This is a genomic window from Streptococcus infantis (assembly GCF_019929575.1).
GTDB lineage: Bacteria > Bacillota > Bacilli > Lactobacillales > Streptococcaceae > Streptococcus > Streptococcus infantis_L.
Genome location: NZ_JAHZPU010000029.1, coordinates 1 through 25,093, shown reverse-complemented (window position 1 = coordinate 25,093; position 25,093 = coordinate 1). Strand labels below are relative to the sequence as shown.

The window sequence follows — 25,093 nt, the reverse complement described above, 5'->3', positions numbered from 1 at the left end:
TAAAAGGACTTAGTCCTGTGCAGTACAGAACTAAATCCTTTCAATAATTATTTGTCTAACTTTTTGGGGTCAGTACAAAGTTGGGCTGATGAATTAGAGGTACCAATTGATAGAACAATTGCTATTGGAGATGGAGCTAATGATTTAGCAATGTTGAAGAGAGCTGGAATCGGCATTGGCTTCTGTGCCAAAGAAATCGTGAAAGAGGAAATTCCCCTTCAAATTGAAGATAGAGATTTAACAAAAGTATTGAATCTGATAGATTTCCTTTGATTAGAAAGATGAGTGTATGAAAATTGTTATAGCACCTGACTCTTTTAAGGAGAGTCTCCCTGCAAGTGAAGTAGCTAAAGCTATTAAACGAGGCCTTAAAAAGGCTCTACCTGAATCGAAATGTTTGCTCTTACCTGTTGGCGATGGAGGGGAAGGAACAGTAGATGCCATTAAAAATTCACTTGGTCTTGTAGAAAAAACTGCTTTAGTGACAGGTCCCTTTGGAGATGAGATTCAAATGACTTATGTTCAAAAAGGAGAACTTGCTCTGTTCGAGGTGGCCGATTTAGTTGGGCTTGCTAAAATTCCTATAGAAAAACGAAATCCACTGAAGATTCAAACAAAGGGGATTGGTCAACTGATCCTTTATTTAATCGAACAAGGAATGAAAGAGTTCTATATAGGAGTTGGTGGGACATCCAGTAACGATGGTGGAATTGGGATTGCTGCAGGACTCGGATATCAGTTTTATAATGAAAACGGAATGGAACTTGAGGCTTGTGGCCAGTCCTTATTTGAAGTAAGTAAGATTTTGGACAAAAGTGTCGTTACCATCCCTGCTGATGTGCATATTAAAATCTTAGCAGATGTTACAAATCTACTCTGTGGAACTCACGGTGCTACCTATACATTTGGAAAGCAAAAAGGGTTGGAACCAACTCAATTTCATGAAGTTGATGATGCTATTGAAAACTTCTATCGTAAAGTTGCCCCTGAAATTCTAAGTCTTGAAGGAGCTGGAGCAGGTGGTGGTATTGCGGCTGGCCTATGTGCCTTTGCTGGAGCAGAGATTGTATCTGGTATCCAAACTTGTTTAGATATAATCAATTTCGATAAAAACGTTGCAGATGCAGATCTAGTTATTGTTGGTGAAGGTAGGTTAGATTCTCAAAGTTTATCTGGTAAGGCTCCAATCGGAGTAGCAAAAAGAACACCAGTTGGTGTTCCAGTTATTGCTATTTGTGGGAGTCTGTCAGAGGATTTACCGCCCTTGCCATATGAAAATCTCGTTGCTGCCTTTTCAATACTAGAAAAAAGCGAACCGCTGGAGGATAGTCTAAAAAATGCCGCTATCTATTTAGAAAATACGGCTGCAAACATTGGTCAAATTTTAGCTTTGAAGAAAAATTAACCAAACCACTTTTTCCAAAGAGAAGTAGGAGCTTTTTTCATCTCTTTTTCCTGCCATAAGTCTGAAAAGGCCTTTCTGAGGTCTTTTTCACTTGTTTGAACAGGGGCATCGCTATGGATAACTAGGCCAAAAGGAGAAGAGTTATGATCTTCAGAAACGATGGTCGCTTGGCAGTCAGCATCTTTGGATTGTTTTAGATAAAAAACTTGTTTATCAAACTCTACCTGAGGAGAAATTTTGACAAATAGAAGTTGAGTCTCTTTTTTTAGACTCTCTAAAATAGATACATAACCCTTTTGAAATTTATCATCATTAGCTGTTTCAAGGTCTGCATAGCCAAGGACACGTTCCTCGAAAGTTCCGAGAAAACGTCTCTGTTCATCTGGATTTAGTTTAAGCCCACCATGAGCTTTTTCTAGGATTTGTTTTGATACATCAGTCATAAAAATAGTATATCATAAAATAAAGGAGAAAACAGATAAAAGAAAGCGATTACTTTATAAACTTAAGGAAAATTTGCACAAAGATAACGTTTTTCCTTGAAAAAGGAGTCTTTTTAAGGTATCATAGAGGTGTAAAAAATTTAACTCAATAAGGAGAGTAAAAAATGTCAATTATTACTGATGTTTACGCTCGCGAAGTCCTAGACTCACGCGGTAACCCAACACTTGAAGTAGAAGTTTACACTGAATCAGGTGCTTTCGGACGTGGTATGGTTCCATCAGGAGCTTCTACTGGTGAACACGAAGCAGTTGAACTTCGTGATGGTGACAAATCTCGTTACGGTGGTCTTGGTACACAAAAAGCTGTTGACAACGTAAACAACATCATCGCTGAAGCAATCATCGGCTACGATGTACGTGACCAACAAGCTATCGACCGTGCTATGATCGCACTTGACGGTACTCCTAACAAAGGTAAATTGGGTGCTAACGCAATCCTTGGTGTGTCTATCGCTGTAGCTCGTGCTGCTGCTGACTACCTTGAAATCCCACTTTACAGCTACCTTGGTGGATTCAACACTAAAGTTCTTCCAACTCCAATGATGAACATCATCAATGGTGGATCTCACTCAGATGCTCCTATCGCATTCCAAGAGTTCATGATCTTGCCAGTTGGTGCTCCAACATTTAAAGAAGCTCTTCGTTACGGTGCTGAAATCTTCCACGCTCTTAAGAAAATCCTTAAATCACGTGGTTTGGAAACTGCCGTAGGTGACGAAGGTGGATTCGCTCCTCGTTTCGAAGGAACTGAAGACGGTGTTGAAACTATCCTTGCTGCGATCGAAGCTGCTGGATATGTTCCAGGTAAAGACGTATTTATCGGATTTGACTGTGCTTCATCAGAATTCTACGACAAAGAACGTCAAGTATACGACTACACTAAATTCGAAGGTGAAGGAGCTGCTGTTCGTACATCTGCAGAACAAATCGACTACCTTGAAGAATTGGTAAACAAATACCCAATCATCACTATCGAAGATGGTATGGATGAAAACGACTGGGAAGGTTGGAAAGCTCTTACTGAACGTCTTGGTAAGAAAGTTCAATTGGTTGGTGACGACTTCTTCGTAACTAACACTGACTACCTTGCACGTGGTATCCAAGAAGGTGCTGCTAACTCAATCCTTATCAAAGTTAACCAAATCGGTACTCTTACTGAAACTTTCGAAGCTATCGAAATGGCTAAAGAAGCTGGTTACACTGCTGTTGTATCACACCGTTCAGGTGAAACTGAAGATTCAACAATCGCTGACATCGCAGTTGCAACAAACGCAGGACAAATCAAGACTGGTTCACTTTCACGTACTGACCGTATCGCTAAATACAACCAATTGCTTCGTATCGAAGACCAACTTGGTGAAGTAGCTGAATACCGTGGATTGAAATCATTCTACAACTTGAAAAAATAAAATAGTTCAGTGAACTATTTCATCCCGAACCTTGAAATAAAAAAGTTCGGCCGTTGATTTAACAACGTTTTAAGCCCCTCGGATTTTATCCGAAGGGCTTTTTTTCTGACTCTTTGTTAACCCACTATAGTTGACAAACATACTAAGATTAGTAGTGAGAAAATCTCCGACTGGAGAGAGTACTCACTACTTTTTCTTTATTGTCTTGTAAAGTCGTAGGGCTCTTTGGCGCTAGACGTCGCTTGACAAACTGGCAAGACACCTGTTTTAGGTGGAATTTGATCAAAGTATGTGGGACGCTAGACGTCGCGTATTGAAAATAAAATCACTAAAACACGGAATTATTCAAGACAAAAGAGGTAATATCATGCGTACAGTATTTGGGATCGATGTGAGCTTAGGTGGCAATTTTAGTCAACGGTGAGAAGATTCATGGATACACTATGCTCAATGACGCCATTGGCTTCAATCGTCTTTTGAATGACTTGAAAACTGTTCATAACCCTGAGATTATATTTGAAGCTACTGGTGTCTATTCTCGGCGTCTTCGAGCCTTTCTTGAGGAATACGGCTACGCTTATACACAGCTGAATCCTCTGGAAGCTAAGAAGCAACTGGACAGTCTGCGAGTTCGTAAAACAGACAAAATTGACGCTGAAAAGTTGGCTCATTCTCAATTTATACTCAATCGTAAACCAACTTATGCGTAGGAAGAAGTTTATCAACACCTGCGTAATTTAAGCCGTTTCTATCAAAATCTTACAGAAGACATTGTTAGAGCTAAAAACCGTCTACACAAGGTCTTACAAGTCACCTTTCCTGAGTTGGAAAATCTATTATCCACACCAACTGGAGAGCAATATTGGAATTTAGTGATGGCTTTTCCATGCAAAGAGTTTGTATTAAGCCTATCTCAAAGTAACTTGTGTGAGATTATCCGTCAATCTACCTCCAAACGCATCTCTGAAAAGCGTATTGCTTACCTGACTGATAAACTTATAAAACTCGCTAAACAATCTTTTTGTGCGGTCAAGAAAATATCTCCAATACTTGAAGAGGTTCGTTACTATGCTCAAGAATTGCTTCGTCTTTCTGAGCACAGACAGGTTGTCTTAGACGACATGGTAGCTCTAGCTCAGCCTTTACCAGAGTATGACATCTTACGATCAATTCCTGGCATCGCAGAAACCACAGCGACATCTATCATTGGCGAATTGGGAGATATTCGTCGCTTTCAGTCTACCAATCAAATCAACGCTTTTATTGGCATTGACCTGAGACACTATGAATCTGGGAACTTTCTCGCCAAGGAACACATTACTAAACGAGGTAATCCCTATGCCAGAAAAATCTTGTTCAAGTGCATTCATAACATCGCTTCAGCTAGTCATACTAATCCCTGCCATATCGCCGACTTTTATGAGAAACGAAAAAGACAATCGACAATAGCTTCAACCAAGCCACATGCGATTGCCTCTGTACATCGTCTCATTCGAACAATGTATTACCTCATTACGCATAACAAACTTTACGATTACTCTTTGACCCAAAATCGATAAGGCTATCTATGCCGTATTATTATAATACCTTGTTTCAAAAAATACCAGATGAGGTGGTTTTTTAGCATGCCCTTTTATGGATCAATAAGTGGTAAAAATAAGACAGTAACCTCAGAATAGCTACTGTCTTATCTCTTTTTTTACTTAAAGCCCTTGATATACTTGACAAATGGTAGAAAAGAGCCAATAATTCTTTATTTTTCTTCTGTTCCAAAATAAAGATAGATATATTTCTTATCTAATTCATTATTTTTTTTATCTGATAAGATAAAATCTAAACGATAATCTCCAGATTGAACTAAAGAAAGTACAAAGTCAAAATTTATACTTGTTTTACCATATCCATCGTTTGTTTCAATCAAAGTTGATTCCTCAATTCTTATCGTTGAAGATAAAATTTTATCACTGTATTGATTTGGTCGAACAAGATAAAGTTCCAGTCGATAAGGGTAGCTTTCTTTAACATTAAATAAATCAAGAATACAATGAAGTGTAATCTTACCTGGGAATTTTGTAATGTAGTTTACAGTACCAATTTGTCTCCCATAAAAAGTGCTCAGTGATTGAATATTGATTTTCTCTTGAAAATCAGCCTGTTTAAATGTCATAAATGCTCCCTTTCCTTTTTTGACACCTATATTTTTTAAAAGTGAAAATTTTAATATTATCGAAGATTAGTAGCAGTAACAACAAAAACTTATTTATAAAGTGAAATAGCGATCCAATATTACTACATCTAAAAATTTAATCCTTGTAAAGTTATTATATCAGTATTTTCATAAAAAGTAAAAAATAGTATGCAAAAACTTGTATTATTACATCTAAATTTAAATTTTAGAATAGTTGAAGTGATAATTATATTTTTTTAACTAAAATCTTTGGAAAAAGGTAAATAAATACTAATGATACTGTAATGTTAAATTAATGGCTGAAAACAAAAAGACTTTATTTAATTCATTATAAGAGATATGATTAAAGATTTTTAAGCGTATTTTTGGTATAATAATACCCAGGAAAAACTAGAGAAAAGAGGGAGGTAGAGATGGAAAAGTATTTATCGGTCACAACTTTGACCAAGTATCTGAAAATGAAATTCGATAAAGACCCCTACTTGGAACGGGTCTATTTAACTGGTCAAGTCTCTAACTTCCGCAAGCGTCCAACGCATCAGTATTTTTCTCTTAAGGATGACCGAGCAGTTATTCAGGCAACGATTTGGTCAGGTATTTATCAGAAACTAGGCTTTGACTTGGAAGAAGGGATGAAGATCAATGTAGTCGGTCGTGTTCAAATTTATGAACCAAGCGGAAGTTATTCAATTATTATTGAAAAAGCTGAACCAGATGGCGTTGGTGCCTTGGCTGTCCAATTTGAACAACTTAAGAAGAAACTGGCAGAAGAAGGTTTATTTCAAGAACACTTTAAACAATCTTTGCCACAATTTTCAAAGAAAATCGGTGTGGTGACCAGTCGTAGTGGAGCTGTCATTCAGGATATCATTACAACCGTTAGCAGACGTTTCACAGGAGTAGAGATTGTCCTATATCCCACTAAAGTTCAAGGTGATGGAGCTGCAGAGGAAATTGCTCGTAATATAGCGAGAGCTAACGAGCGTGAAGACTTAGATGTTCTGATCATCGGTCGTGGTGGTGGCTCCATTGAAGATCTTTGGGCCTTTAACGAAGAGATTGTAGTTCGCTCTATCTTTGAATCACGTCTACCCATCATTTCAAGTGTGGGACACGAAACAGATGTGACCTTGGCTGATTTTGTAGCAGATAAGAGAGCGGCCACACCGACGGCTGCGGCAGAACTGGCAACACCTGTAACCAAGTTGGATCTCTTGACCCATTTGCAGAACCAAGAAAAGCGGATGGCGACAGCTGTACAAAATGTCTTGTCAAAGAAAAAAGAAGTTTTGAGAAACCTCAGTCAATCTGTCATTTTTAGACAACCAGAACGTTTGTATGATGGATATTTGCAACGATTGGATCAGTTACAGCTGCGACTGAAGCAAGGACTGAATGCCGAATTGGTTTGTAATCAACAAAAGGTGCAAGAACAAGTCCACCGTTTGGAACAATTATCACCAATCATCAAAATCCAGCGTTATCAGGATCGTATTCAGCAATTAAGGAAACTGCTGCGTAGCCAGATGGCTGTGACCTATGATGCAAAAGTAGCTGAAGTAAAACGTCTATCAGAAGCTCTCCTTATGCTAGATACTAGTCGAATCGTAGCAAGGGGTTATGCCATCGTCAAGAAAGGCGAGGTAGTTGTGGCTTCGGCAAAAGATTTGAAAAAAAATGACCAGATATCACTGTTGATGCGGGACGGTCAAGTAGAATTAGAGGTAAGAGATGTCAAAACAAAAGAAATTTGAAGAAAACTTAGCAGAGCTTGAGACTATTGTTCAGAGCTTGGAAAATGGTGAAATTGCTCTAGAAGATGCTATTGCTGCTTTTCAAAAAGGAATGATCTTATCAAAAGAATTGCAAGCTACACTTGATAAAGCAGAAAAGACTTTGGTCAAGGTGATGCAAGAAGATGGAACAGAAAGTGAACTGGTATGAACAAGCAGGAAAAACTAGCTTTGGTCGAGTCAGCTCTTGAAGACTTTTATGGCAACCAACAATTTGCGTCCAGTTTAAGAGAAGCTGTTCTTTATTCCATACATGCTGGAGGTAAACGGATTCGTCCTTATTTACTTTTAGAAATTTTGGACTCCCTGCAAGTGCCTATCACTCAGGAACATGCTCAAGTTGCAGCAGCGCTTGAGATGATTCACACTGGAAGTTTGATTCATGATGATCTTCCTGCTATGGATAATGATGATTTTCGTCGGGGGCGTTTGACCAACCATAAGGTGTATGGTGAAGCTCTAGCTATTTTAGCAGGGGATGCGCTTTTTTTGGATCCCTATGCTTTAATTGCTCAAGCTGATTTACCGAGTCAAACCAAGGTTGATTTAATAGCTAATTTATCACTTGCTTCTGGAAGTATGGGGATGGTAGCTGGTCAAGTGTTAGATATGGAAGGTGAAGGTCAACAGTTAAGTCTAGAAGAACTTCAGACCATTCATGCTAATAAGACCGGTAAACTTTTAGCCTTTCCTTTCCAAGCAGGTGGAATCATTGCTGGATTGGATGAAAATCTTCAAAAACAACTTAAAACAGTTGGCGAGTTGATTGGCCTGGCTTTCCAAGTGAGAGATGATGTCCTTGATGTTACAGCAAGTTTTGAGGAAATCGGCAAGACACCCCAGAAAGATTTGCAATCCGAAAAGTCAACCTATCCTGCCTTGTTGGGATTAGACCAGGCGATAGCGTTTTGCAATCAAACTTTGGATCAAGCTAATGCGAAACTTGAAGAGATTAGCCAAGTTGTGAGCTTTGACAAGGAACCAATAGTAAAAATAGTAGAAAGTTTGAGAATCAATGGCTAAGGAAAGAGTAGATGTTCTAGCATATAAACAAGGTTTATTTGAAACTAGAGAACAAGCCAAGCGAGGAGTTATGGCCGGTTTAGTAGTTGCTGTACTTAATGGTGAACGGTTCGATAAGCCTGGAGAAAAAATCCCTGATGATACAGAGTTGAAACTCAAGGGTGAGAAGCTCAAGTATGTTAGTCGTGGTGGTTTAAAGCTAGAAAAGGCTTTAGAAAAATTTGATTTAACTGTTGAAGATAAAACGACCATTGATATCGGAGCTTCTACAGGTGGTTTTACCGATGTCATGTTGCAAAATGGTGCTAAACTAGTTTTTGCAGTTGATGTTGGTACTAACCAACTGGCATGGAAATTACGTCAAGATCCTCGTGTGGTTAGCATGGAACAGTTTAACTTCCGCTATGCGGAAAAAACTGATTTTGAACAGGAACCAAGTTTTGCCAGTATCGATGTCAGTTTTATTTCCTTAGGCCTTATTTTGCCAGCTTTGCACCGAGTTTTAGCTGATCAAGGGCAGATTGTTGCTCTGGTTAAGCCTCAGTTTGAGGCTGGTCGAGAGCAGATTGGTAAGAACGGGATAATCAGAGATGCCAAAGTGCATCAGAATGTTTTAGAATCAGTTACTAAAATGGCAGTCAAAGAAGGATTCTCCGTTTTAGGTTTGGATTTTTCTCCTATACAAGGAGGACACGGGAATATTGAATTTCTTGCTTATTTGCGTAAAGAAGAACAAGCGAGTAATCAGGCACTTTCTGAAATAGAACAAATAGTAGAAAAAGCACATAGAGAGTTTAAAGATGAATAAAAAAGAGAGACTAGAAAAGATTAGAAGGTTTGTTACAGATTATCAAATCGGTACCCAGGAAGAAATCGTTGAACACTTGAGAGAAGCGGGAATCTCTGCTACTCAAGCAACAGTTTCCCGAGATATTAAAGAATTGGGTATTGTAAAAATTCCATTGAAAGACAATACTTACATTTATGAATTACCAAAATCAATCGTTAGAAGCTTGCAATTGGCAGAAAACAATATTGTTCATGCTGAATGCATGGGGCATATGATCAATTTGCAAATCATTCCAGGGAATACAATTTTCGTCAAGAGTCAGTTGATGACTGTTTTTTCTGACCAAATTTTTAGCTGTATTGCAGATGATAACTCCATCTTGATGGTATTGAGAAGTGAAGAAGCGGCCGAGGATATTTTTGAACAAGTTAAAAATTGGTAGGATTATATGTTACTGGAAATTTCGATTAAAAATTTTGCTATCATCGAATCAATTTCTCTGAATTTTGAACAAGGGATGACAGTTTTAACTGGTGAAACAGGTGCGGGTAAGTCAATCATCATTGATGCTATGAATATGATGTTAGGAGCTCGAGCTACAACAGAAGTTATTCGTCATGGAGCTCCAAAGGCAGAAATTGAAGGTCTTTTTTCAATTGAAAGTAATCGTGCGCTAGAAGAAATTTTTGATGAACAAGGATTAGAATTAAGTGATGAAATCATTATTCGTCGCGAAATTTTGCAAAACGGCCGAAGCATCAGCCGTGTCAATGGACAGATGGTTAATCTGTCAGTATTAAGGACGATTGGACAACAGCTTGTTGATATCCATGGTCAACATGACCAAGAGGAGTTAATGCGTCCTCATCGACATATCCAGATGTTGGATGAGTTTGGTGATGCTGATTTCTTTGAATTAAAAGAAGCCTATCAGATGAGTTTCGATAACTATCGTCGTATGCGCAAGCAAGTGCTTGACATCAAAAAAAATCAGCAGGAACACAAGGCTCGTATTGAAATGTTGGAATTTCAGATGGCTGAGATTGAGGCAGCTAATTTGAAAGCTGGTGAAGATATTGCCCTTAATCAAGAACGAGACAAATTACTGAACCATAAGCATATCGCTGATACTCTGACAAATGCTTATAGTATGCTGGATAATGAAGAATTTTCAAGTCTGGCAAATGTCCGTTCAGCCATGAATGATATGGAAAGTCTTGAAGAGTTTGATCCAGAATACCGTGAGATTTCAGGCTCACTTTCTGAATCCTATTATGTTCTAGAAGATATCACCAAACGGTTGGAATCCATTATTGATGATTTAGATTTTGATGGGAATCGTCTGATGCAGGTTGAAAGCCGACTTGATTTGATTCACACCATTACCCGTAAATATGGTGGTAGTGTGGATGATGTCCTTGAATACTTTGCCAAGATTACAGACGAATATAATCTTCTAACAGGAAATAATCTATCTTCTGAAGATATGGAAATCGAACTTAAGAAACTTGAAAAAAATCTTGTGGATCTAGCAGGTCAAGTTGCTCAAGCTCGTCATAAAATAGCTCAGGAACTTGAAGCTGAAATCAAGCAAGAATTGCAAGACCTTTATATGGAAAAAGCTGAATTTCAAGTCCGTTTCAGTAAGGGAAAATTTAGTCGTGAAGGTAATGAGAGTGTTGAGTTTTACATTTCAACCAACCCTGGAGAAGATTATAAACCTTTAGTAAAAGTAGCTTCTGGTGGTGAGTTATCTCGTTTGATGTTGGCTATCAAGTCTGCTTTTTCTCGTAAGGAAGGTAAGACCAGCATTGTCTTTGATGAGGTGGATACAGGAGTCTCAGGTCGTGTAGCTCAAGCTATCGCGCAAAAAATTCATAAAATTGGGCAGCACGGTCAAGTATTGGCTATTTCTCACCTTCCTCAAGTTATTGCAATTGCAGATTATCAGTTCTTTATTGAAAAGATTAGTAATGAACATTCGACCGTTTCAACAGTTCGCTTGCTGACAGTTGAAGAAAGAATTGAAGAAGTCGCTAAGATGTTGGCCGGGGAGAATGTGACAGAAGCAGCCCTGACGCAAGCCAGAGAATTGTTGAGAAACAGGGAGAAATAAGATGACAGACTATTATGTAATTGGAGATGTTCACGGAAAAGCTGGGATGCTAGAAGATCTTCTTAAAACATGGGATGGAAAAACCCAATTACTCTTTCTTGGAGATTTGATTGATAGAGGAGAAGATAGCCGCCGTGTTCTTGAAATGGTCAAGGATTTGGTTGATAATAAAGGCGCTATCTGTTTATCAGGAAACCATGAGTATATGTTTTTAACTTGGTTGGATAATCCTGAAGAAAGCTATGACCACTATCGTCGTAATGGGGGGGATACAACCATTAATTCCATTTTAGGCCGTCCGCTAGATGCACCAGTAGATGGAGTAGCAGATGCTAAGCGTGTTGAGACTGAAGCAGCAGACTTAGTGGAATTTATCCGTCAGATGCCTTTTGTGATTGAAACAGAGAAGTATATCTTTGTTCATGCTGGTATTGATTTGACTTTGGATGATTGGCATGATACTACCGATTACAAGAAGGTATGGCTCAGAAAACCATTCCACGAAGCTGAAAATCATACTGGAAAAAACATTGTCTTTGGACATACACCAGTCTATGGTTTGTTGGATCAAAAACCTGGTACATCTGAACTTTGGATGACAGAAGACGGTAAGATTGGAATGGATGGAGGAGCTGTTTACGGTGGTGTCCTTCACGGTATTGTCTTTACCGACCAAGGTATGACAGAACATTACTTCATTGAAAATGACGGCTTTGTTGCTGAAGATTAGTACTCCTAACAGGGTATGGTCTTGTCAAAATGTTAAAAACAATTTATAATTAATAGATACCCTGAAAGGAAGAGAATGATGAACTTAGAAGAATTGAAAAAACGACAGGAGAAGATTCGTAACTTCTCTATTATCGCCCATATTGACCATGGAAAGTCAACACTAGCAGACCGTATTTTGGAAAAGACAGAGACAGTTTCCAGTCGTGAAATGCAGGCCCAACTTCTTGATAGTATGGATTTAGAGCGTGAGCGTGGAATTACTATCAAGCTTAATGCTATCGAGCTTAATTATACGGCTAAAGATGGTGAGACTTATATCTTCCACTTGATTGACACACCTGGACACGTGGACTTTACCTATGAGGTTTCACGTTCCCTAGCTGCCTGTGAAGGTGCTATTTTGGTCGTTGATGCTGCCCAAGGGATTGAGGCTCAAACTCTGGCAAACGTCTATCTTGCTTTGGATAATGATTTGGAAATCCTTCCAGTTATCAATAAGATTGACCTACCAGCAGCGGATCCAGAGCGCGTGCGTACAGAAATCGAAGATGTCATTGGTCTAGACGCTAGCGAAGCAGTATTGGCTTCAGCCAAGGCGGGTATCGGTATCGAAGAAATTCTCGAACAAATTGTCGAAAAAGTACCAGCCCCAACTGGTGACGTGTCAGCACCATTGAAAGCCTTGATTTTCGACTCAGTTTATGATGCCTATCGTGGAGTTATCCTCCAAGTTCGTGTCATGGATGGAGTAGTCAAACCTGGTGATAAGATTCAGCTCATGAGCAATGGTAAAACCTTCGATGTAACTGAAGTCGGAATTTTCACACCTAAAGCAGTTGGACGAGACTTCCTTGCGACAGGTGACGTTGGTTATATCGCGGCTTCAATCAAGACTGTTCAGGACACACGTGTCGGTGATACAGTAACCTTGGCGACAAATCCAGCGACCGAACCACTTTCAGGATACAAGCAAATGAATCCGATGGTTTTCGCAGGTCTCTATCCAATCGAGTCAAATAAATACAACGACCTTCGTGAAGCTCTTGAAAAATTGCAACTAAATGATGCTAGCTTGCAGTTTGAACCAGAAACATCCCAGGCTCTTGGATTTGGTTTCCGTTGTGGTTTCCTTGGACTTCTTCATATGGATGTTATTCAGGAACGTTTGGAACGTGAGTTTAACATCGACCTTATTATGACTGCACCATCTGTTATCTACAAGGTTAATCAGACTGATGGTGAGTCTATGGATGTATCTAATCCATCCGAGTTCCCAGATCCTACAAAGATTGCAACTATCGAAGAACCATATGTTAAGGCACAAATCATGGTACCGCAAGAATTCGTCGGAGCAGTAATGGAATTAGCTCAGCGCAAACGTGGTGACTTTGTGACTATGGATTATATCGATGACAATCGTGTTAATGTTATCTATCAAATCCCACTAGCTGAGATTGTCTTTGACTTCTTCGATAAACTTAAGTCTTCGACACGTGGTTATGCAAGCTTTGATTACGAATTGTCAGAGTATCGTCCATCTAAGCTGGTGAAAATGGATATCCTTCTTAATGGTGATAAGGTGGATGCTCTTAGCTTTATCGTTCACAAGGACTTTGCTTACGAACGTGGAAAACTCATCGTTGATAAGCTCAAGAAAATCATTCCTCGTCAACAATTTGAAGTTCCCATCCAAGCAGCTATTGGGCACAAGATTGTCGCGCGTACAGATATTAAAGCTCTTCGTAAAAATGTGCTTGCTAAATGTTACGGTGGTGACGTTTCTCGTAAACGTAAACTTCTCGAAAAACAAAAAGCTGGTAAGAAACGCATGAAAGCCATCGGATCAGTAGAAGTCCCACAAGAAGCCTTCCTCAGCGTATTGAGCATGGATGAAGAATAGTCGCTATGTGAGAATAGCATTGATTTTAAGAAATAGATCGATCAGTTGATTTAGATTGAAGAAAGAGTTTATTTTGGACAATTTTCTTCAATCTTTTTCTTTTACTAGAGACAGTAAAAGTTTGAAAAAACCAGTATACAGTATATCTAAGAATTATAATTATATAGTAGCCTTGATAAATGAGACTAAATTTTTAACAACTGCTAAGTTTGTCTACGTTTTCAATCACTCAATTGATTTTGTAAAGTGTCAAAATACAGTAATTTTTTGACACTTTTCCCTTCATACTTTAAAATAGAAGTGAAAGGAGAGTTATCATGAAAAAAATAATAACTTTATCTACACTTTTACTTTGTAGTCTTAGTCTAATTGCTTGTAGCAATTCAGAGAAGAAAAACGAGGTAAAGACAGAAGCCTCTTCAAGTGTTCAGGAAGCTTCAAGTCAAGAGTCTAGTTCATCGCAAAAACAGACAGAAGAGACGCAAGTAGTGGGTTCAGATGATTATGGCTATGTAAAAATTCCTAAATCATGGGTTCATTTCAAAGAAATTAAAGGTGGAGATGACATTCAGTACTGTGATGGGACGGATGTCAATATTGTAACTCTCAATACCTTTAAACCAGAGCAGTTTGGTATTAGTGAAAGTGAGTACGCTGCGCTTGAAACTGTTCAAATCTCAACTAGTATTTATGAATCTAAACAGAAAAGTCAAGACTTTTCCAAGGTATGGGGGTCAAAATCAACTATCGGTGGCTATGAGGCCTATGTAGTAAACTGTATTGCTAAAAATGGTAAATACTTAATTATCTGGGTATTTAAATCTGATGATGGTAAGTTTAGATATGTTTCTCTGGAAGGTGTTCCAGAGGTATTAAAAAATCTTCTTCCAATGGTGGAAGAAAGTTGGACCAATAAAAAGAGTTAACATCGTGAAAACAGGAGTACTTCCTGTTTTTTTGTTTTACTTATTAAGAAATTTATAAAAAATATGTTTGAAATCATTAAATGTTTAATTCGTAAACAAAAAAAATAAATATCAAACAAAATACAACAAAAAAACATTGACAACGGTTTCATATAGTGTTATACTTGTACCATAAAAGTTAAATATGAAGGGAGAAGGTCATGGGATTAGATCATTTCTTTGACAAAGACCTAGTCTTTTGCTTAGAAGCAGATAATCAAGAGCAACTTTTCGATCAAGTTGCAACCCTACTGGAAGAAAAGAAAGTTGTTACAGAGACCTATCGATCGGCCTTGATTGAACGTGAAAAATCGTTCCCAACTGGTTTGGATATGGAGTTTTTAGGGAAGGATTTGCCTAACGTAGCTATCCCTCATACTGATACAATTCATAATCTAACTGAAAATGTTGTCGTGGTTCGTCTGGAAAAACCAGTAACGTTCCACAATATGATTGCTCCTGATAAGGAAGTAGAAGTTTCATTGTTGTTCTTTATCATCAACAATTCAAGCTCAAGTCAAACAAATATTCTTGCGCAGTTGATGGACTTCTTTACAGGCAATGGTCATCTTGAAGCGCTGTCTAAGATTAAGGAACCTGAAGCTTTGTTCCAATACATCTCAGAAGCGACTGCTTAATTTGTTAATAATTTTTATATAAAAACGGAGGAAATCTAAATGATTAAAATTCTTGCTGCTTGTGGTGCAGGTGTTAACTCAAGCCACCAAATTAAAAGTGCTCTTGAAGAAGAACTTTCTAACCGTGGGTACGATGTTCAATGTGATGCTGTTATGGTAAAAGATGTCAATGAAGACTTGATTAAAGGTTATGATATCTTCACACCTATCGCTGCTACTGATTTAGGTTTTGAACCAGGTATTCCAGTCGTTGAAGCAGGACCAATCTTGTTCCGTATTCCAGCTATGAGCGCTCCAGTTTATGACAATATTGAAGCAGCTATCAAAGAACATGGTTTAAGTTAATTATTAATTTGTAAATATTCCATAAAAATAAAGGGAGGAAAATTATGGATATCATTATCGAACTAGCCAATAAGCTGTTCAAACCTATCTTGGAAATGGGTGGACCGATCATCATGCTGATCATTTTGACATTATTGGCTCTACTTTTTGGAGTGAAATTCTCCAAAGCGCTTGAAGGTGGTATCAAACTTGCCATCGCTCTTACTGGTATCGGTGCGATCATCGGTATGCTTAACGGAGCTTTCTCAGCATCACTTGCAAAATTCGTTGAAAATACTGGTATTCAATTGAACATCACCGACGTTGGTTGGGCACCACTTGCTACAATCACTTGGGGATCAGCTTGGACACTTTACTTCTTGCTCATCATGTTGATTGTCAACATTGTAATGCTTGTAACGAAGAAAACTGATACACTTGACGTCGATATCTTTGATATCTGGCACTTGTCTATCACAGGTCTTTTGATTAAATGGTACGCTGACAACAATGGAGTTAGCCAAGGAGTTTCACTCTTCATCGCGACTGCAGCAGTTGTCCTTGTTGGGGTTCTTAAAATCATCAACTCTGACTTGATGAAACCAACATTTGACGACCTTCTTAACGCACCAAGTTCATCACCAATGACTTCAACTCACATGAACTACATGATGAACCCAGTTATCATGGTTTTGGATAAGATTTTTGATAAATTCTTCCCAGGTCTTGATAAATACGACTTTGACGCTGCTAAATTGAACAAGAGAATCGGTTTCTGGGGATCTAAATTCTTCATCGGTTTCATCCTTGGTATCGTTATCGGTTTGATGGGAACTCCACATCCAGTTGCTGGTGTTGAAGGTGCTGAAAAATGGGAACTTGTTATTAAAGGCTGGTTGTCACTTGGTTTGACTGCCGGTGTCTGCTTGGAGCTCTTCTCACTTATCGGTTCATGGTTCATCGCCGCAGTAGAACCACTTTCACAAGGTATTACTAACGTTGCTACTAAACGTCTTCAAGGACGTAAATTTAACATCGGTCTTGACTGGCCATTCGTAGCTGGTCGTGCTGAAATTTGGGCTTGTGCCAACGTACTTGCACCAATCATGTTGATTGAAGCTGTGCTTCTTTCAAAAGTCGGAAATGGTATCTTGCCTCTTGCAGGTATCATCGCTATGGGTGTTACTCCAGCTCTCTTGGTTGTAACTCGTGGTAAATTGCTCCGTATGATTATCTTCGGAACTCTCTTGTTGCCACTCTTCCTTCTTTCAGGTACACTTATTGCACCATTTGCAACAGAGCTTGCTAAAGGTGTAGGTGCCTTCCCAGCAGGTGTGAGCCAAACTCAATTGATTACTCACTCAACTCTTGAAGGACCAATCGAAAAACTTCTTGGTTGGACAATTGGTAACACTACAACTGGTGATATCAAAGCAATCCTTGGTGCTGTAGTCTTCCTTGTATTCTATATCGGTATCTTTGCATGGTACAGAAAACAAATGATCAAACGTAACGAAGAGTACGCAGCAAAAGCAAAATAATTCGCTCCTAAAAATGTAAATTGTAAAAACTAGGTTGTCAGTTTCCAAATCTGGAGTCGACAGCCTAGTTTTTTTAGGCCTTAAATAAATGGAGGTAATTCTAATGATTGAATTAAAAACAGAACAGTTAAGTGTACAGTTTCAAACTTTTGGTGGTGCACTTTCTTCAATAAAAGACAAAGATGGAATTGAGTATTTGTGGCAAGGAGATCCAACTTACTGGAGCGGCCAAGCACCTGTTCTATTTCCAATTTGTGGATCAGTTAGAAATGATACTGTCCTATATGATCAAGAAGATGGTAGTCAAAAAGAAGGAAAAATCCCTCGACATGGTCTAGTACGAAAAAAAGATTTTACATTAGTAGAACAAACAGATAATTCTGTTACATTTGCTATTGAAGATGACCAAGACATGTATGAGAATTATCCCTATCATTTTCGACTAGAAATAACTTATACTGTAACTGGAAAGACTATTCGAACACAGTATCAAGTTACTAATAAGGAAACAGATAAAAAGATGCCTTACTTTATTGGTGGACATCCAGGTTTTAACTGTCCTTTATTTGATGATGAAGTCTATGAAGATTACTATCTTGAATTTGAAAAAGTTGAAACTTGCACGGTTCCGAAACCATTCCCAGAAACAGGAATGTTAGATTTTCAAGATAGAAGTATCTGGTTAAAAGAGCAAAAAGAATTGGATCTAAATTATGATTTCTTTAGCTATGATGCTGTGACTTTAGATGAGTTAGCCTCTCGCTCTGTTTCCTTACGGTCACGTAAACATGATAAGGGATTAAAACTGGACTTTGAAGAGTTTCCAAACCTCATCGTTTGGTCAACTCTCAATAAAGGTCCCTTCCTTGCCTTGGAACCTTGGTCAGGTTTATCAACATCACTCGAAGAGGGGGATCATTTAGAAGATAAGAAAAATGTTCGAATCTTAAATCCAGGTCAAATTGATCAACTTGGTTTTGATATCGAAATTTTATAAAAAATAAACAAAAACAAACACAAACCGTTGACTTTTTTAAACAATAGTAGTATATTATGTTTAGAAAGAACAATTTGTGTTTGTTTCAACAAGTTATTCTTCCAATTTCTCCAAGGAGAAGTTACTAAGAGTGAATAGATGATTCATTCTTAATCTAAAATAGTCAACAAAACTACTAGTAACTATTTGAGAAAGGTCTATTTTAGGCTAGAATCAGAAAGTTTTACTGGTCTATTATAAAAAAGGAGTATACAATATGTCTATTGTTATTGGTGCAGATGCTGCAGGTTTGAGATTGAAAGAAGTCGTTAAAGATTTCTTGGAAAAAGAAAACTTCCACGTTGTGGATGTTACAGTTGAAGGTCAAGACTTCGTTGATGTAACTCTTGCAGTTGCTGCAGAAGTAAACAAAGAAGAACAAAACCTTGGTATTGTCATTGATGCTTATGGTGCAGGTCCATTTATGGTTGCAACTAAAATCAAAGGAATGGTTGCTGCAGAAGTATCTGACGAACGTTCAGCTTATATGACTCGTGGTCACAACAACTCACGTATGATTACTATGGGTGCTCAACTTGTTGGTGACGAATTGGCTAAGAACATCGCTAAAGGCTTTGTAAATGGTAAGTATGACGGCGGTCGTCACCAAATCAGGGTCGACATGTTGAACAAAATGTGCTAATACTCTTCAAAAATCAAGATAATATGTCGTCAGCTCACTTTAGCTAACCTCAGTTATGCTCGCAGCTCGCTTCCTAAGCTAATCTTGATTTTTCTTGAGTTAGGATAAATGATATTAGATTTATACAATTAATCGGAGGGAATAACTAATGAGAATTGCAATCGGATGTGACCACATCGTAACAAATGAAAAAATGGCTGTTTCAGAATTTTTGAAATCAAAAGGACATGAAGTTATCGACTTTGGTACTTATGACCACGCTCGTACCCACTATCCAATCTTTGGTAAAAAAGTAGGTGAAGCAGTAGTTAGTGGCCAAGCTGATCTTGGTGTATGTATCTGTGGTACTGGTGTAGGTATTAATAATGCTGTTAACAAGGTTCCTGGTGTTCGTTCTGCTTTGGTTCGCGATATGACAACAGCTCTATATGCAAAAGAACAATTGAATGCTAATGTTATCGGATTTGGTGGTAAAATCACTGGCGAATTGCTCATGTGTGATATCATTGAAGCTTTCATCAACGCTGAATACAAACCATCAGAAGAAAACAAAAAATTGATCGCTAAAATCCAACACGTTGAAAGTCATAACGATCATCAAACTGATGCCAACTTCTTTGCAGAGTTCCTTGAAAAATGGGATCGTGGTGAATACCACGACTAAGAGGTGACTTATGATTTTAACAGTCACAATGAACCCTTCCATTGATATTTCCTATCCTTTGGATGAACTGAAAATTGACACTGTCAACCGTGTTGTAGATGTCACTAAAACGGCTGGTGGTAAAGGTCTTAACGTTACACGTGTCCTATCAGAATTTGGTGACTCCGTAGTGGCAACTGGGCTTGTCGGTGGTAAACTTGGTGATTTTTTAGTAGAAAATATTGATGATAAAGTAAGCAAACGTTTCTTCTCTATTCAAGGTGAAACCCGTAACTGTATCGCAATTCTACATGGAGAAAACCAAACAGAAATCCTAGAAAAAGGTCCTGAAGTTCAAGAAAAAGAAGGTCAAGATTTCTTGGCTCATTTCAAAGAACTTTTAGAGACTGTAGAGGTAGTGGCCATTTCAGGTAGTCTACCAGCAGGACTTCCAGTTGATTACTATGCTAGTTTAGTTGAACTTGCGAATCATGCTGGGAAACCTGTTGTATTGGACTGTTCAGGCGCTGCACTTCAGGCAGTTCTTGAGTCTCCACATAAACCAACAGTCATCAAACCAAATAATGAAGAATTATCTCAACTTTTAGGAAGAGAAATTTCTAAAGACTTGGATGAATTAAAAGAAGTCCTTCAAGAACCACTATTTGATGGAATCGAGTGGATTATCGTTTCCTTAGGCGCTAATGGTGCCTTCGCTAAACACGGTAACACTTTCTACAAAGTAGATATTCCAAGAATTCAAGTAGTAAATCCAGTCGGTTCTGGCGATTCTACAGTGGCAGGTATTGCTTCAGGTCTTTTCCATAAAGAAACGGATCAAGAACTGTTGATCAAGGCAAATGTCCTTGGTATGCTTAATGCTCAAGAAAAAATGACCGGTCATGTCAATATGGCTAACTATCAAGGTCTATATGACCAATTAATTGTAAAAGAGGTATAAAATGGTTTTAACAGAAAATAAACGCGCTTGTATGCAAAAACTCTCTGATGAGAATGGTATCATCTCAGCTCTTGCCTTTGACCAACGTGGTGCTTTGAAACGCCTCATGGCTCAATACCAAACAGAAGAGCCAACAGTTGCTCAAATGGAAGAACTTAAAGTATTGGTAGCAGATGAATTGACTAAATATGCTTCATCTATGCTACTTGACCCTGAGTACGGACTTCCAGCTACAAAAGCTCTTGATCCAAATGCAGGCCTTCTCCTTGCTTATGAGAAAACAGGATACGATACAACAAGTACAAAACGCTTGCCAGACTGCTTGGACGTTTGGTCTGCAAAACGTATCAAGGAACAAGGTGCAGATGCTGTTAAGTTCTTGCTTTACTATGACGTAGATAGCTCTGACGAACTTAACCAACAAAAACAAGCCTACATTGAACGTATTGGTTCTGAGTGTGTAGCTGAAGACATTCCATTCTTCCTTGAAATCTTGGCTTACGATGAAAAGATTGCGGACGCAGGTTCTGCAGAATACGCAAAAGTAAAACCACGTAAAGTTATTGAAGCTATGAAAGTATTCTCTGATCCACGTTTCAACATCGATGTATTGAAAGTTGAAGTTCCAGTAAATGTGAAATACGTTGAAGGTTTTGGCGATGGCGAAATCGTTCACACACGTGAAGAAGCTGCAGACTTCTTTAAAGCTCAAGACGAAGCTACTAACTTGCCATACATCTACTTGAGTGCAGGTGTATCAGCTAAGCTCTTCCAAGAAACTCTTGTATTTGCGCACGAATCAGGTGCAAACTTCAATGGTGTTCTTTGCGGACGTGCAACATGGGCTGGTTCAGTTGAAGCTTACATCAAAGATGGTGAAGCAGCAGCTCGAGAATGGCTTCGTACAACTGGATTTGAAAACATCGATGAACTTAACAAAGTTCTTCAAACAACAGCAACTTCATGGACTGAACGTGTGTAAATTTCAACCCCTTATGTTCTAAAGCCTAGCATAAAAACTTTGAAAATATTTTTAAAAAAAGTGGTATGTAAAGGTTTACAAAAAAACATTCTTGTGCTATACTAAAGTCACAAGTTAATACAAGGTGAGTGTTACTAAGTAATATTAGGCATGATCACAGGTGACTCAGAAATTTATTTTCAGGGTCATTTGTGGTCATTTTTTATGCTCTAGCTCTTAAATGACAGAACAAGGAGGTCGACATGTATCGGATATTAAATCCAATGAACCATAATGTTTCTCTTGTACGTAACGGAAACGGTGAAGAGCTTGTAGTAATTGGGAAAGGGATTGCCTTTGGAAAAAAGAAAGGTGATTTGATTTCCGAAGAGCAAGTTGAAAAAGTCTTTCGGATGAAGACTGAAGAATCGCGAGAAAATTTTATGGCTCTTCTCAAGGATGTGCCTCTTGATTTTATTATGGTTACTTATGAGATTATTGATAATCTTTCAAAAAAATATCAATATCCTGTCCAAGAGTATCTATACGTCACTCTGACAGACCATATCTATTGTTCTTATCAGGCTATTAGTCAAGGACGCTACAAGGATAGTAACCTGCCTGATATTTCTGTCAAGTATCCTGTCGCTTTTCAAATTGCAAAAGAAGCCTTTGAAATTTATCGTCAGAAATTGACAGAAAATTTTCCTGAAGACGAGATTATTCGCATCGCTTATCATTTTATCAATGCAGAAGGTGAAAATGAAGTTGAAGTTGTTGAGTTCATAGATAAGAGAAAGGAAATATTAAAGAGTGTTGAAAATGTTCTCAGGAGCTATGAAATACAGCGAACACCAGAAAATAATAATTTCTATGATCGCTTTATGATTCATCTCAACTATTTTTTGGATTATTTAGACCGTTCCAGAGATGATAATCAATCTCTTCTAGATATGGAAGACCATATCAAACAATCCTATCCAAAAGCATTCGAGATTGGTTCCAAGATCTATGATGTGATTACGCAACATACTGGTCTTGATTTGTATAAGAGTGAGCGAGTTTATCTAGTTCTACATATACAACGTTTACTGTCATAAGATTTATCAAACAATATATAAGGAGGACTCTATTATGAATAGAGAAGAAGTAACATTGTTAGGTTTTGAAATCGTAGCCTATGCTGGCGATGCTCGTTCAAAACTATTGGAAGCCTTAAAGGCTGCTGAAGCTGGCGATTTTGCGAAAGCAGATAGCTTAGTCGAGGAAGCTGGTGGCTGTATCGCCGAGGCTCATCACGCGCAAACAAGTCTATTGACCAAGGAGGCAGCTGGTGAGGACTTAGCTTATAGTGTAACCATGATGCATGGCCAAGACCACTTGATGACAACTATCTTGTTAAAAGATTTGATGCACCATTTAATCGAACTCTATAAGAGAGGAGTTAAGTAATGAATAAATTAATTGCATTTATTGAGAAAGGAAAACCTTTCTTTGAGAAATTATCTCGTAATATCTATCTTCGTGCTATTCGTGATGGTTTCATCGCTGGTATGCCCGTTATTCTCTTCTCAAGTATCTTTATCTTGATTGCTTTTGTACCAAACTCATGGGGCTTTAAATGGTCTGATGATGTTGTTAATCTCCTCATGAAACCTTATAGCTATTCAATGGGGATTCTAGCTCTCTTGGTTGCTGGTACAACAGCTAAGTCATTGACCGACTCAGTAAACCGTAGCATGGAAAAAACCAACCAAATCAACTATATGTCGACACTTTTGGCTGCGATTGTTGGTTTGTTGATGTTGGCAGCTGATCCAATTGAAGGTGGCTTTGCGACAGGTTTCCTAGGAACAAAAGGTTTGCTTTCAGCCTTTCTTGCTGCCTTTGTTACCGTAGCAATCTATAAGGTTTGTGTTAAGAACAACGTTACCATTCGTATGCCTGACGAAGTTCCACCCAATATCTCACAAGTTTTTAAGGATGTGATTCCATTCACTCTTTCAGTTGTTTCTCTATATGTTCTTGATTTACTAGCTCGTCATTTTGTTGGAGCCAGTGTAGCAGAATCAATCGGTAAATTCTTTGCACCATTATTCTCAGCAGCTGATGGCTATCTAGGTATTACCATTATCTTTGGTGCTTTTGCCTTCTTCTGGTTTGTTGGTATCCATGGTCCTTCAATCGTCGAACCTGCTATCGCAGCTATTACCTATGCAAATGCCGAAGTTAACTTGAACCTTCTCCAACAAGGTATGCACGCTGACAAGATTCTTACTTCTGGTACACAAATGTTTATCGTTACCATGGGTGGTACAGGTGCGACACTGGTTGTTCCATTCATGTTCATGTGGTTGACCAAATCGAAACGAAACCGCGCAATCGGACGTGCGTCTGTTGTTCCAACATTCTTTGGAGTAAACGAACCAATCCTGTTTGGTGCACCACTTGTCTTGAACCCAATTTTCTTTATTCCATTTATCTTTGCGCCAATTGCCAACGTATGGATCTTTAAATTCTTCATTGAAACGCTTGGCATGAACTCATTTACTGCCAACCTTCCTTGGACAACACCAGGTCCGCTCGGTATTGTTCTCGGTACAAACTTCCAATTCTTGTCATTTGTACTTGCTGCTTTGTTAATCATTGTTGACGTAGCAATTTACTATCCATTCCTCAAGGTTTATGATGAACAAATTCTTGAAGAAGAGCGTTCTGGTAAAGCCAATGATGAATTGAAAGAAAAAGTAGCAGCAAGCTTCAATACTGCTAAAGCAGATGCTATTCTTGAAAAAGCAGGTGTAGAAGCAGCGCAAAACACAATCACAGAAGAAACAAATGTTCTCGTTCTCTGTGCAGGAGGAGGTACAAGTGGTCTCCTTGCAAATGCTTTAAATAAAGCAGCAGAAGAGTACAAAGTGCCAGTTAAGGCAGCCGCTGGCGGCTACGGTGCTCACCGTGAGATGCTACCTGAGTTTGATTTGGTTATCTTGGCACCACAGGTCGCTTCAAACTTCGAAGATATGAAGGCTGAAACGGATAAATTAGGTATCAAACTGGCTAAGACTGAGGGAGCTCAATACATTAAATTGACTCGAGACGGACAAGGTGCCCTTGCATTTGTTCAAGCGCAATTCGATTGATGATAGGGACTGTAAAACAGTCTCCTATTATCACGGGGTCAAAACGTGTTCAAGCTTTACTGAATGATATCGATAATTGTATGACGCAGTGGTTGATTGATATCTTTGTTCGCTCTTTGCTCCAAAGATATCTAATCAACTGTGCGGGGGTGGGAAGACGAACTCTTTATAACTAGTGAGAGTTCTTTCCCACTCCCTAATCGCCTTGTTAATTCGTCGGTAAAAAATTATCGTTTTTACCTTCTCATGTCACAATTCGATTGATGACAGGGACTGTGAAACAGTCTCCAATCATCACGGGATCAAAACGTGTTCAAGCTTTACTGAATGATATCGATAATTGTATGACGCAGTGGTTGATTGATATCTTTGTTCGCTC

The 25,093-nt window shown here is 38.5% G+C and carries 24 protein-coding genes and 2 pseudogenes; 24 read left to right on the top strand and 2 right to left on the bottom strand.

What is annotated here, in order from left to right; all coding sequences use genetic code 11:
• Nucleotides 1–81: 81 nt before the first annotated feature.
• Together K1I67_RS09980 and K1I67_RS08225 are read left to right on the top strand one after the other, a co-directional pair.
• A pseudogene (locus K1I67_RS09980) lies at nt 82–273 on the top strand (HAD hydrolase family protein); the annotation flags it as partial.
• Between the two features lie 16 nt (nt 274–289).
• Nucleotides 290–1,405: a glycerate kinase gene (locus tag K1I67_RS08225; protein ID WP_223339553.1), complete on the top strand. Its 1,116-nt coding sequence runs from the start codon at nt 290–292 to the stop codon at nt 1,403–1,405.
• On the opposite strand, the gene K1I67_RS08220 is transcribed toward K1I67_RS08225, so the two are convergent.
• Nucleotides 1,402–1,848: a DUF1694 domain-containing protein gene (locus tag K1I67_RS08220; protein WP_223339552.1), complete on the bottom strand. Its 447-nt coding sequence runs from the start codon at nt 1,846–1,848 to the stop codon at nt 1,402–1,404. The two genes, K1I67_RS08225 and K1I67_RS08220, sit on opposite strands and share 4 nt — an antisense overlap.
• A 164-nt stretch (nt 1,849–2,012) precedes the next feature.
• Between K1I67_RS08220 and eno the strand changes: the two genes are divergently transcribed.
• Together eno and K1I67_RS08210 are read left to right on the top strand one after the other, a co-directional pair.
• Nucleotides 2,013–3,317, top strand: a complete 1,305-nt coding sequence (gene eno, locus K1I67_RS08215) for a surface-displayed alpha-enolase (protein ID WP_223339551.1) — start codon at nt 2,013–2,015, stop codon at nt 3,315–3,317.
• Nucleotides 3,318–3,684: 367 nt separating this feature from the next.
• Nucleotides 3,685–4,876, top strand: a pseudogene (locus K1I67_RS08210) (IS110 family transposase).
• Nucleotides 4,877–5,070: 194 nt separating this feature from the next.
• Here K1I67_RS08210 and K1I67_RS08205 read toward each other — a convergent pair.
• Complete coding sequence (locus tag K1I67_RS08205; protein WP_223339550.1) at nt 5,071–5,484, bottom strand: hypothetical protein; 414 nt, start codon at nt 5,482–5,484, stop codon at nt 5,071–5,073.
• Between the two features lie 434 nt (nt 5,485–5,918).
• On the opposite strand from K1I67_RS08205, the gene xseA reads away from it, so the two are divergent.
• The 20 genes from xseA (at nt 5,919) to K1I67_RS08105 (ending at nt 24,714) form a co-directional block, all read left to right on the top strand.
• The gene (gene xseA / locus K1I67_RS08200; protein WP_223339549.1) at nt 5,919–7,259 is read left to right on the top strand and encodes an exodeoxyribonuclease VII large subunit; all 1,341 of its coding nucleotides are present in this window, start codon (nt 5,919–5,921) and stop codon (nt 7,257–7,259) included.
• Complete coding sequence (locus K1I67_RS08195; RefSeq protein WP_214261855.1) at nt 7,237–7,449, top strand: exodeoxyribonuclease VII small subunit; 213 nt, start codon at nt 7,237–7,239, stop codon at nt 7,447–7,449. Before xseA ends, K1I67_RS08195 begins: the two co-directional genes overlap by 23 nt.
• Complete coding sequence (locus K1I67_RS08190; protein ID WP_223339548.1) at nt 7,446–8,321, top strand: polyprenyl synthetase family protein; 876 nt, start codon at nt 7,446–7,448, stop codon at nt 8,319–8,321. Before K1I67_RS08195 ends, K1I67_RS08190 begins: the two co-directional genes overlap by 4 nt.
• Complete coding sequence (locus K1I67_RS08185; RefSeq protein WP_223339547.1) at nt 8,314–9,129, top strand: TlyA family RNA methyltransferase; 816 nt, start codon at nt 8,314–8,316, stop codon at nt 9,127–9,129. Before K1I67_RS08190 ends, K1I67_RS08185 begins: the two co-directional genes overlap by 8 nt.
• Nucleotides 9,122–9,553 carry an arginine repressor gene (locus K1I67_RS08180; protein ID WP_223339546.1) on the top strand — a complete coding sequence of 144 codons (432 nt, stop codon included), beginning with the start codon at nt 9,122–9,124 and terminating at the stop codon, nt 9,551–9,553. Before K1I67_RS08185 ends, K1I67_RS08180 begins: the two co-directional genes overlap by 8 nt.
• 6 nt (nt 9,554–9,559) lie before the next feature.
• Nucleotides 9,560–11,227 (top strand): DNA repair protein RecN, encoded by a 1,668-nt coding sequence (recN, locus tag K1I67_RS08175; protein ID WP_223339545.1) that lies wholly within the window; start codon nt 9,560–9,562, stop codon nt 11,225–11,227.
• A 1-nt stretch (nt 11,228) separates the two neighbouring features.
• Nucleotides 11,229–11,957, top strand: a complete 729-nt coding sequence (locus K1I67_RS08170; protein WP_223339544.1) for a metallophosphoesterase family protein — start codon at nt 11,229–11,231, stop codon at nt 11,955–11,957.
• A gap of 78 nt (nt 11,958–12,035) precedes the next feature.
• Nucleotides 12,036–13,859: a translation elongation factor 4 gene (gene lepA / locus K1I67_RS08165; protein ID WP_049510208.1), complete on the top strand. Its 1,824-nt coding sequence runs from the start codon at nt 12,036–12,038 to the stop codon at nt 13,857–13,859.
• A gap of 317 nt (nt 13,860–14,176) precedes the next feature.
• The gene (locus tag K1I67_RS08160) at nt 14,177–14,785 is read left to right on the top strand and encodes a hypothetical protein (protein WP_223339543.1); all 609 of its coding nucleotides are present in this window, start codon (nt 14,177–14,179) and stop codon (nt 14,783–14,785) included.
• Nucleotides 14,786–14,985: 200 nt separating this feature from the next.
• A complete protein-coding gene (locus K1I67_RS08155; RefSeq protein ID WP_061863128.1) occupies nt 14,986–15,462 on the top strand; it encodes a PTS sugar transporter subunit IIA in 477 nt (158 codons plus the stop codon).
• Between the two features lie 39 nt (nt 15,463–15,501).
• Nucleotides 15,502–15,807: a PTS sugar transporter subunit IIB gene (locus K1I67_RS08150; protein WP_000590576.1), complete on the top strand. Its 306-nt coding sequence runs from the start codon at nt 15,502–15,504 to the stop codon at nt 15,805–15,807.
• Nucleotides 15,808–15,851: 44 nt separating this feature from the next.
• Nucleotides 15,852–17,327, top strand: a complete 1,476-nt coding sequence (locus K1I67_RS08145; protein ID WP_223339542.1) for a PTS galactitol transporter subunit IIC — start codon at nt 15,852–15,854, stop codon at nt 17,325–17,327.
• A 103-nt stretch (nt 17,328–17,430) separates the two neighbouring features.
• Nucleotides 17,431–18,324, top strand: coding sequence for an aldose 1-epimerase family protein (locus K1I67_RS08140; RefSeq protein WP_223339541.1), 894 nt, complete (start codon nt 17,431–17,433; stop codon nt 18,322–18,324).
• 256 nt (nt 18,325–18,580) lie between these two features.
• Nucleotides 18,581–19,006: a galactose-6-phosphate isomerase subunit LacA gene (gene lacA, locus K1I67_RS08135; protein ID WP_061453572.1), complete on the top strand. Its 426-nt coding sequence runs from the start codon at nt 18,581–18,583 to the stop codon at nt 19,004–19,006.
• A gap of 148 nt (nt 19,007–19,154) precedes the next feature.
• Complete coding sequence (gene lacB / locus K1I67_RS08130) at nt 19,155–19,670, top strand: galactose-6-phosphate isomerase subunit LacB (RefSeq protein ID WP_036757536.1); 516 nt, start codon at nt 19,155–19,157, stop codon at nt 19,668–19,670.
• A 10-nt stretch (nt 19,671–19,680) separates the two neighbouring features.
• Nucleotides 19,681–20,610: a tagatose-6-phosphate kinase gene (locus K1I67_RS08125; RefSeq protein WP_223339540.1), complete on the top strand. Its 930-nt coding sequence runs from the start codon at nt 19,681–19,683 to the stop codon at nt 20,608–20,610.
• 1 nt (nt 20,611) lies between these two features.
• A complete protein-coding gene (lacD, locus tag K1I67_RS08120) occupies nt 20,612–21,592 on the top strand; it encodes a tagatose-bisphosphate aldolase (RefSeq protein ID WP_223339539.1) in 981 nt (326 codons plus the stop codon).
• A gap of 242 nt (nt 21,593–21,834) precedes the next feature.
• The gene (locus K1I67_RS08115) at nt 21,835–22,671 is read left to right on the top strand and encodes a PRD domain-containing protein (RefSeq protein WP_223339538.1); all 837 of its coding nucleotides are present in this window, start codon (nt 21,835–21,837) and stop codon (nt 22,669–22,671) included.
• 34 nt (nt 22,672–22,705) lie between these two features.
• Entirely contained in the window at nt 22,706–23,023 is a 318-nt protein-coding gene (locus K1I67_RS08110; protein WP_001078319.1) for a PTS lactose/cellobiose transporter subunit IIA, read from the top strand.
• Nucleotides 23,023–24,714 (top strand): lactose-specific PTS transporter subunit EIIC, encoded by a 1,692-nt coding sequence (locus tag K1I67_RS08105; protein ID WP_223339537.1) that lies wholly within the window; start codon nt 23,023–23,025, stop codon nt 24,712–24,714. Before K1I67_RS08110 ends, K1I67_RS08105 begins: the two co-directional genes overlap by 1 nt.
• Nucleotides 24,715–25,093: the final 379 nt, after the last annotated feature.

Bases quoted from the DNA above. Each gene is read 5' to 3' on its own strand.
- K1I67_RS08205 (WP_223339550.1), bottom strand. From the start codon at position 5,484: ATGACATTTAAACAGGCTGATTTTCAAGAGAAAATCAATATTCAATCA.
- K1I67_RS08225 (WP_223339553.1), top strand. From the start codon at position 290: ATGAAAATTGTTATAGCACCTGACTCTTTTAAGGAGAGTCTCCCTGCA.
- K1I67_RS08220 (WP_223339552.1), bottom strand. From the start codon at position 1,848: ATGACTGATGTATCAAAACAAATCCTAGAAAAAGCTCATGGTGGGCTT.
- K1I67_RS08125 (WP_223339540.1), top strand. From the start codon at position 19,681: ATGATTTTAACAGTCACAATGAACCCTTCCATTGATATTTCCTATCCT.
- lacA (WP_061453572.1), top strand. From the start codon at position 18,581: ATGTCTATTGTTATTGGTGCAGATGCTGCAGGTTTGAGATTGAAAGAA.
- K1I67_RS08170 (WP_223339544.1), top strand. From the start codon at position 11,229: ATGACAGACTATTATGTAATTGGAGATGTTCACGGAAAAGCTGGGATG.
- K1I67_RS08160 (WP_223339543.1), top strand. From the start codon at position 14,177: ATGAAAAAAATAATAACTTTATCTACACTTTTACTTTGTAGTCTTAGT.
- recN (WP_223339545.1), top strand. From the start codon at position 9,560: ATGTTACTGGAAATTTCGATTAAAAATTTTGCTATCATCGAATCAATT.
- K1I67_RS08140 (WP_223339541.1), top strand. From the start codon at position 17,431: ATGATTGAATTAAAAACAGAACAGTTAAGTGTACAGTTTCAAACTTTT.
- K1I67_RS08190 (WP_223339548.1), top strand. From the start codon at position 7,446: ATGAACAAGCAGGAAAAACTAGCTTTGGTCGAGTCAGCTCTTGAAGAC.
- K1I67_RS08145 (WP_223339542.1), top strand. From the start codon at position 15,852: ATGGATATCATTATCGAACTAGCCAATAAGCTGTTCAAACCTATCTTG.
- lepA (WP_049510208.1), top strand. From the start codon at position 12,036: ATGAACTTAGAAGAATTGAAAAAACGACAGGAGAAGATTCGTAACTTC.
- K1I67_RS08105 (WP_223339537.1), top strand. From the start codon at position 23,023: ATGAATAAATTAATTGCATTTATTGAGAAAGGAAAACCTTTCTTTGAG.
- K1I67_RS08185 (WP_223339547.1), top strand. From the start codon at position 8,314: ATGGCTAAGGAAAGAGTAGATGTTCTAGCATATAAACAAGGTTTATTT.
- K1I67_RS08110 (WP_001078319.1), top strand. From the start codon at position 22,706: ATGAATAGAGAAGAAGTAACATTGTTAGGTTTTGAAATCGTAGCCTAT.
- K1I67_RS08150 (WP_000590576.1), top strand. From the start codon at position 15,502: ATGATTAAAATTCTTGCTGCTTGTGGTGCAGGTGTTAACTCAAGCCAC.
- K1I67_RS08155 (WP_061863128.1), top strand. From the start codon at position 14,986: ATGGGATTAGATCATTTCTTTGACAAAGACCTAGTCTTTTGCTTAGAA.
- K1I67_RS08180 (WP_223339546.1), top strand. From the start codon at position 9,122: ATGAATAAAAAAGAGAGACTAGAAAAGATTAGAAGGTTTGTTACAGAT.
- lacB (WP_036757536.1), top strand. From the start codon at position 19,155: ATGAGAATTGCAATCGGATGTGACCACATCGTAACAAATGAAAAAATG.
- K1I67_RS08115 (WP_223339538.1), top strand. From the start codon at position 21,835: ATGTATCGGATATTAAATCCAATGAACCATAATGTTTCTCTTGTACGT.
- xseA (WP_223339549.1), top strand. From the start codon at position 5,919: ATGGAAAAGTATTTATCGGTCACAACTTTGACCAAGTATCTGAAAATG.
- K1I67_RS08195 (WP_214261855.1), top strand. From the start codon at position 7,237: ATGTCAAAACAAAAGAAATTTGAAGAAAACTTAGCAGAGCTTGAGACT.
- lacD (WP_223339539.1), top strand. From the start codon at position 20,612: ATGGTTTTAACAGAAAATAAACGCGCTTGTATGCAAAAACTCTCTGAT.
- eno (WP_223339551.1), top strand. From the start codon at position 2,013: ATGTCAATTATTACTGATGTTTACGCTCGCGAAGTCCTAGACTCACGC.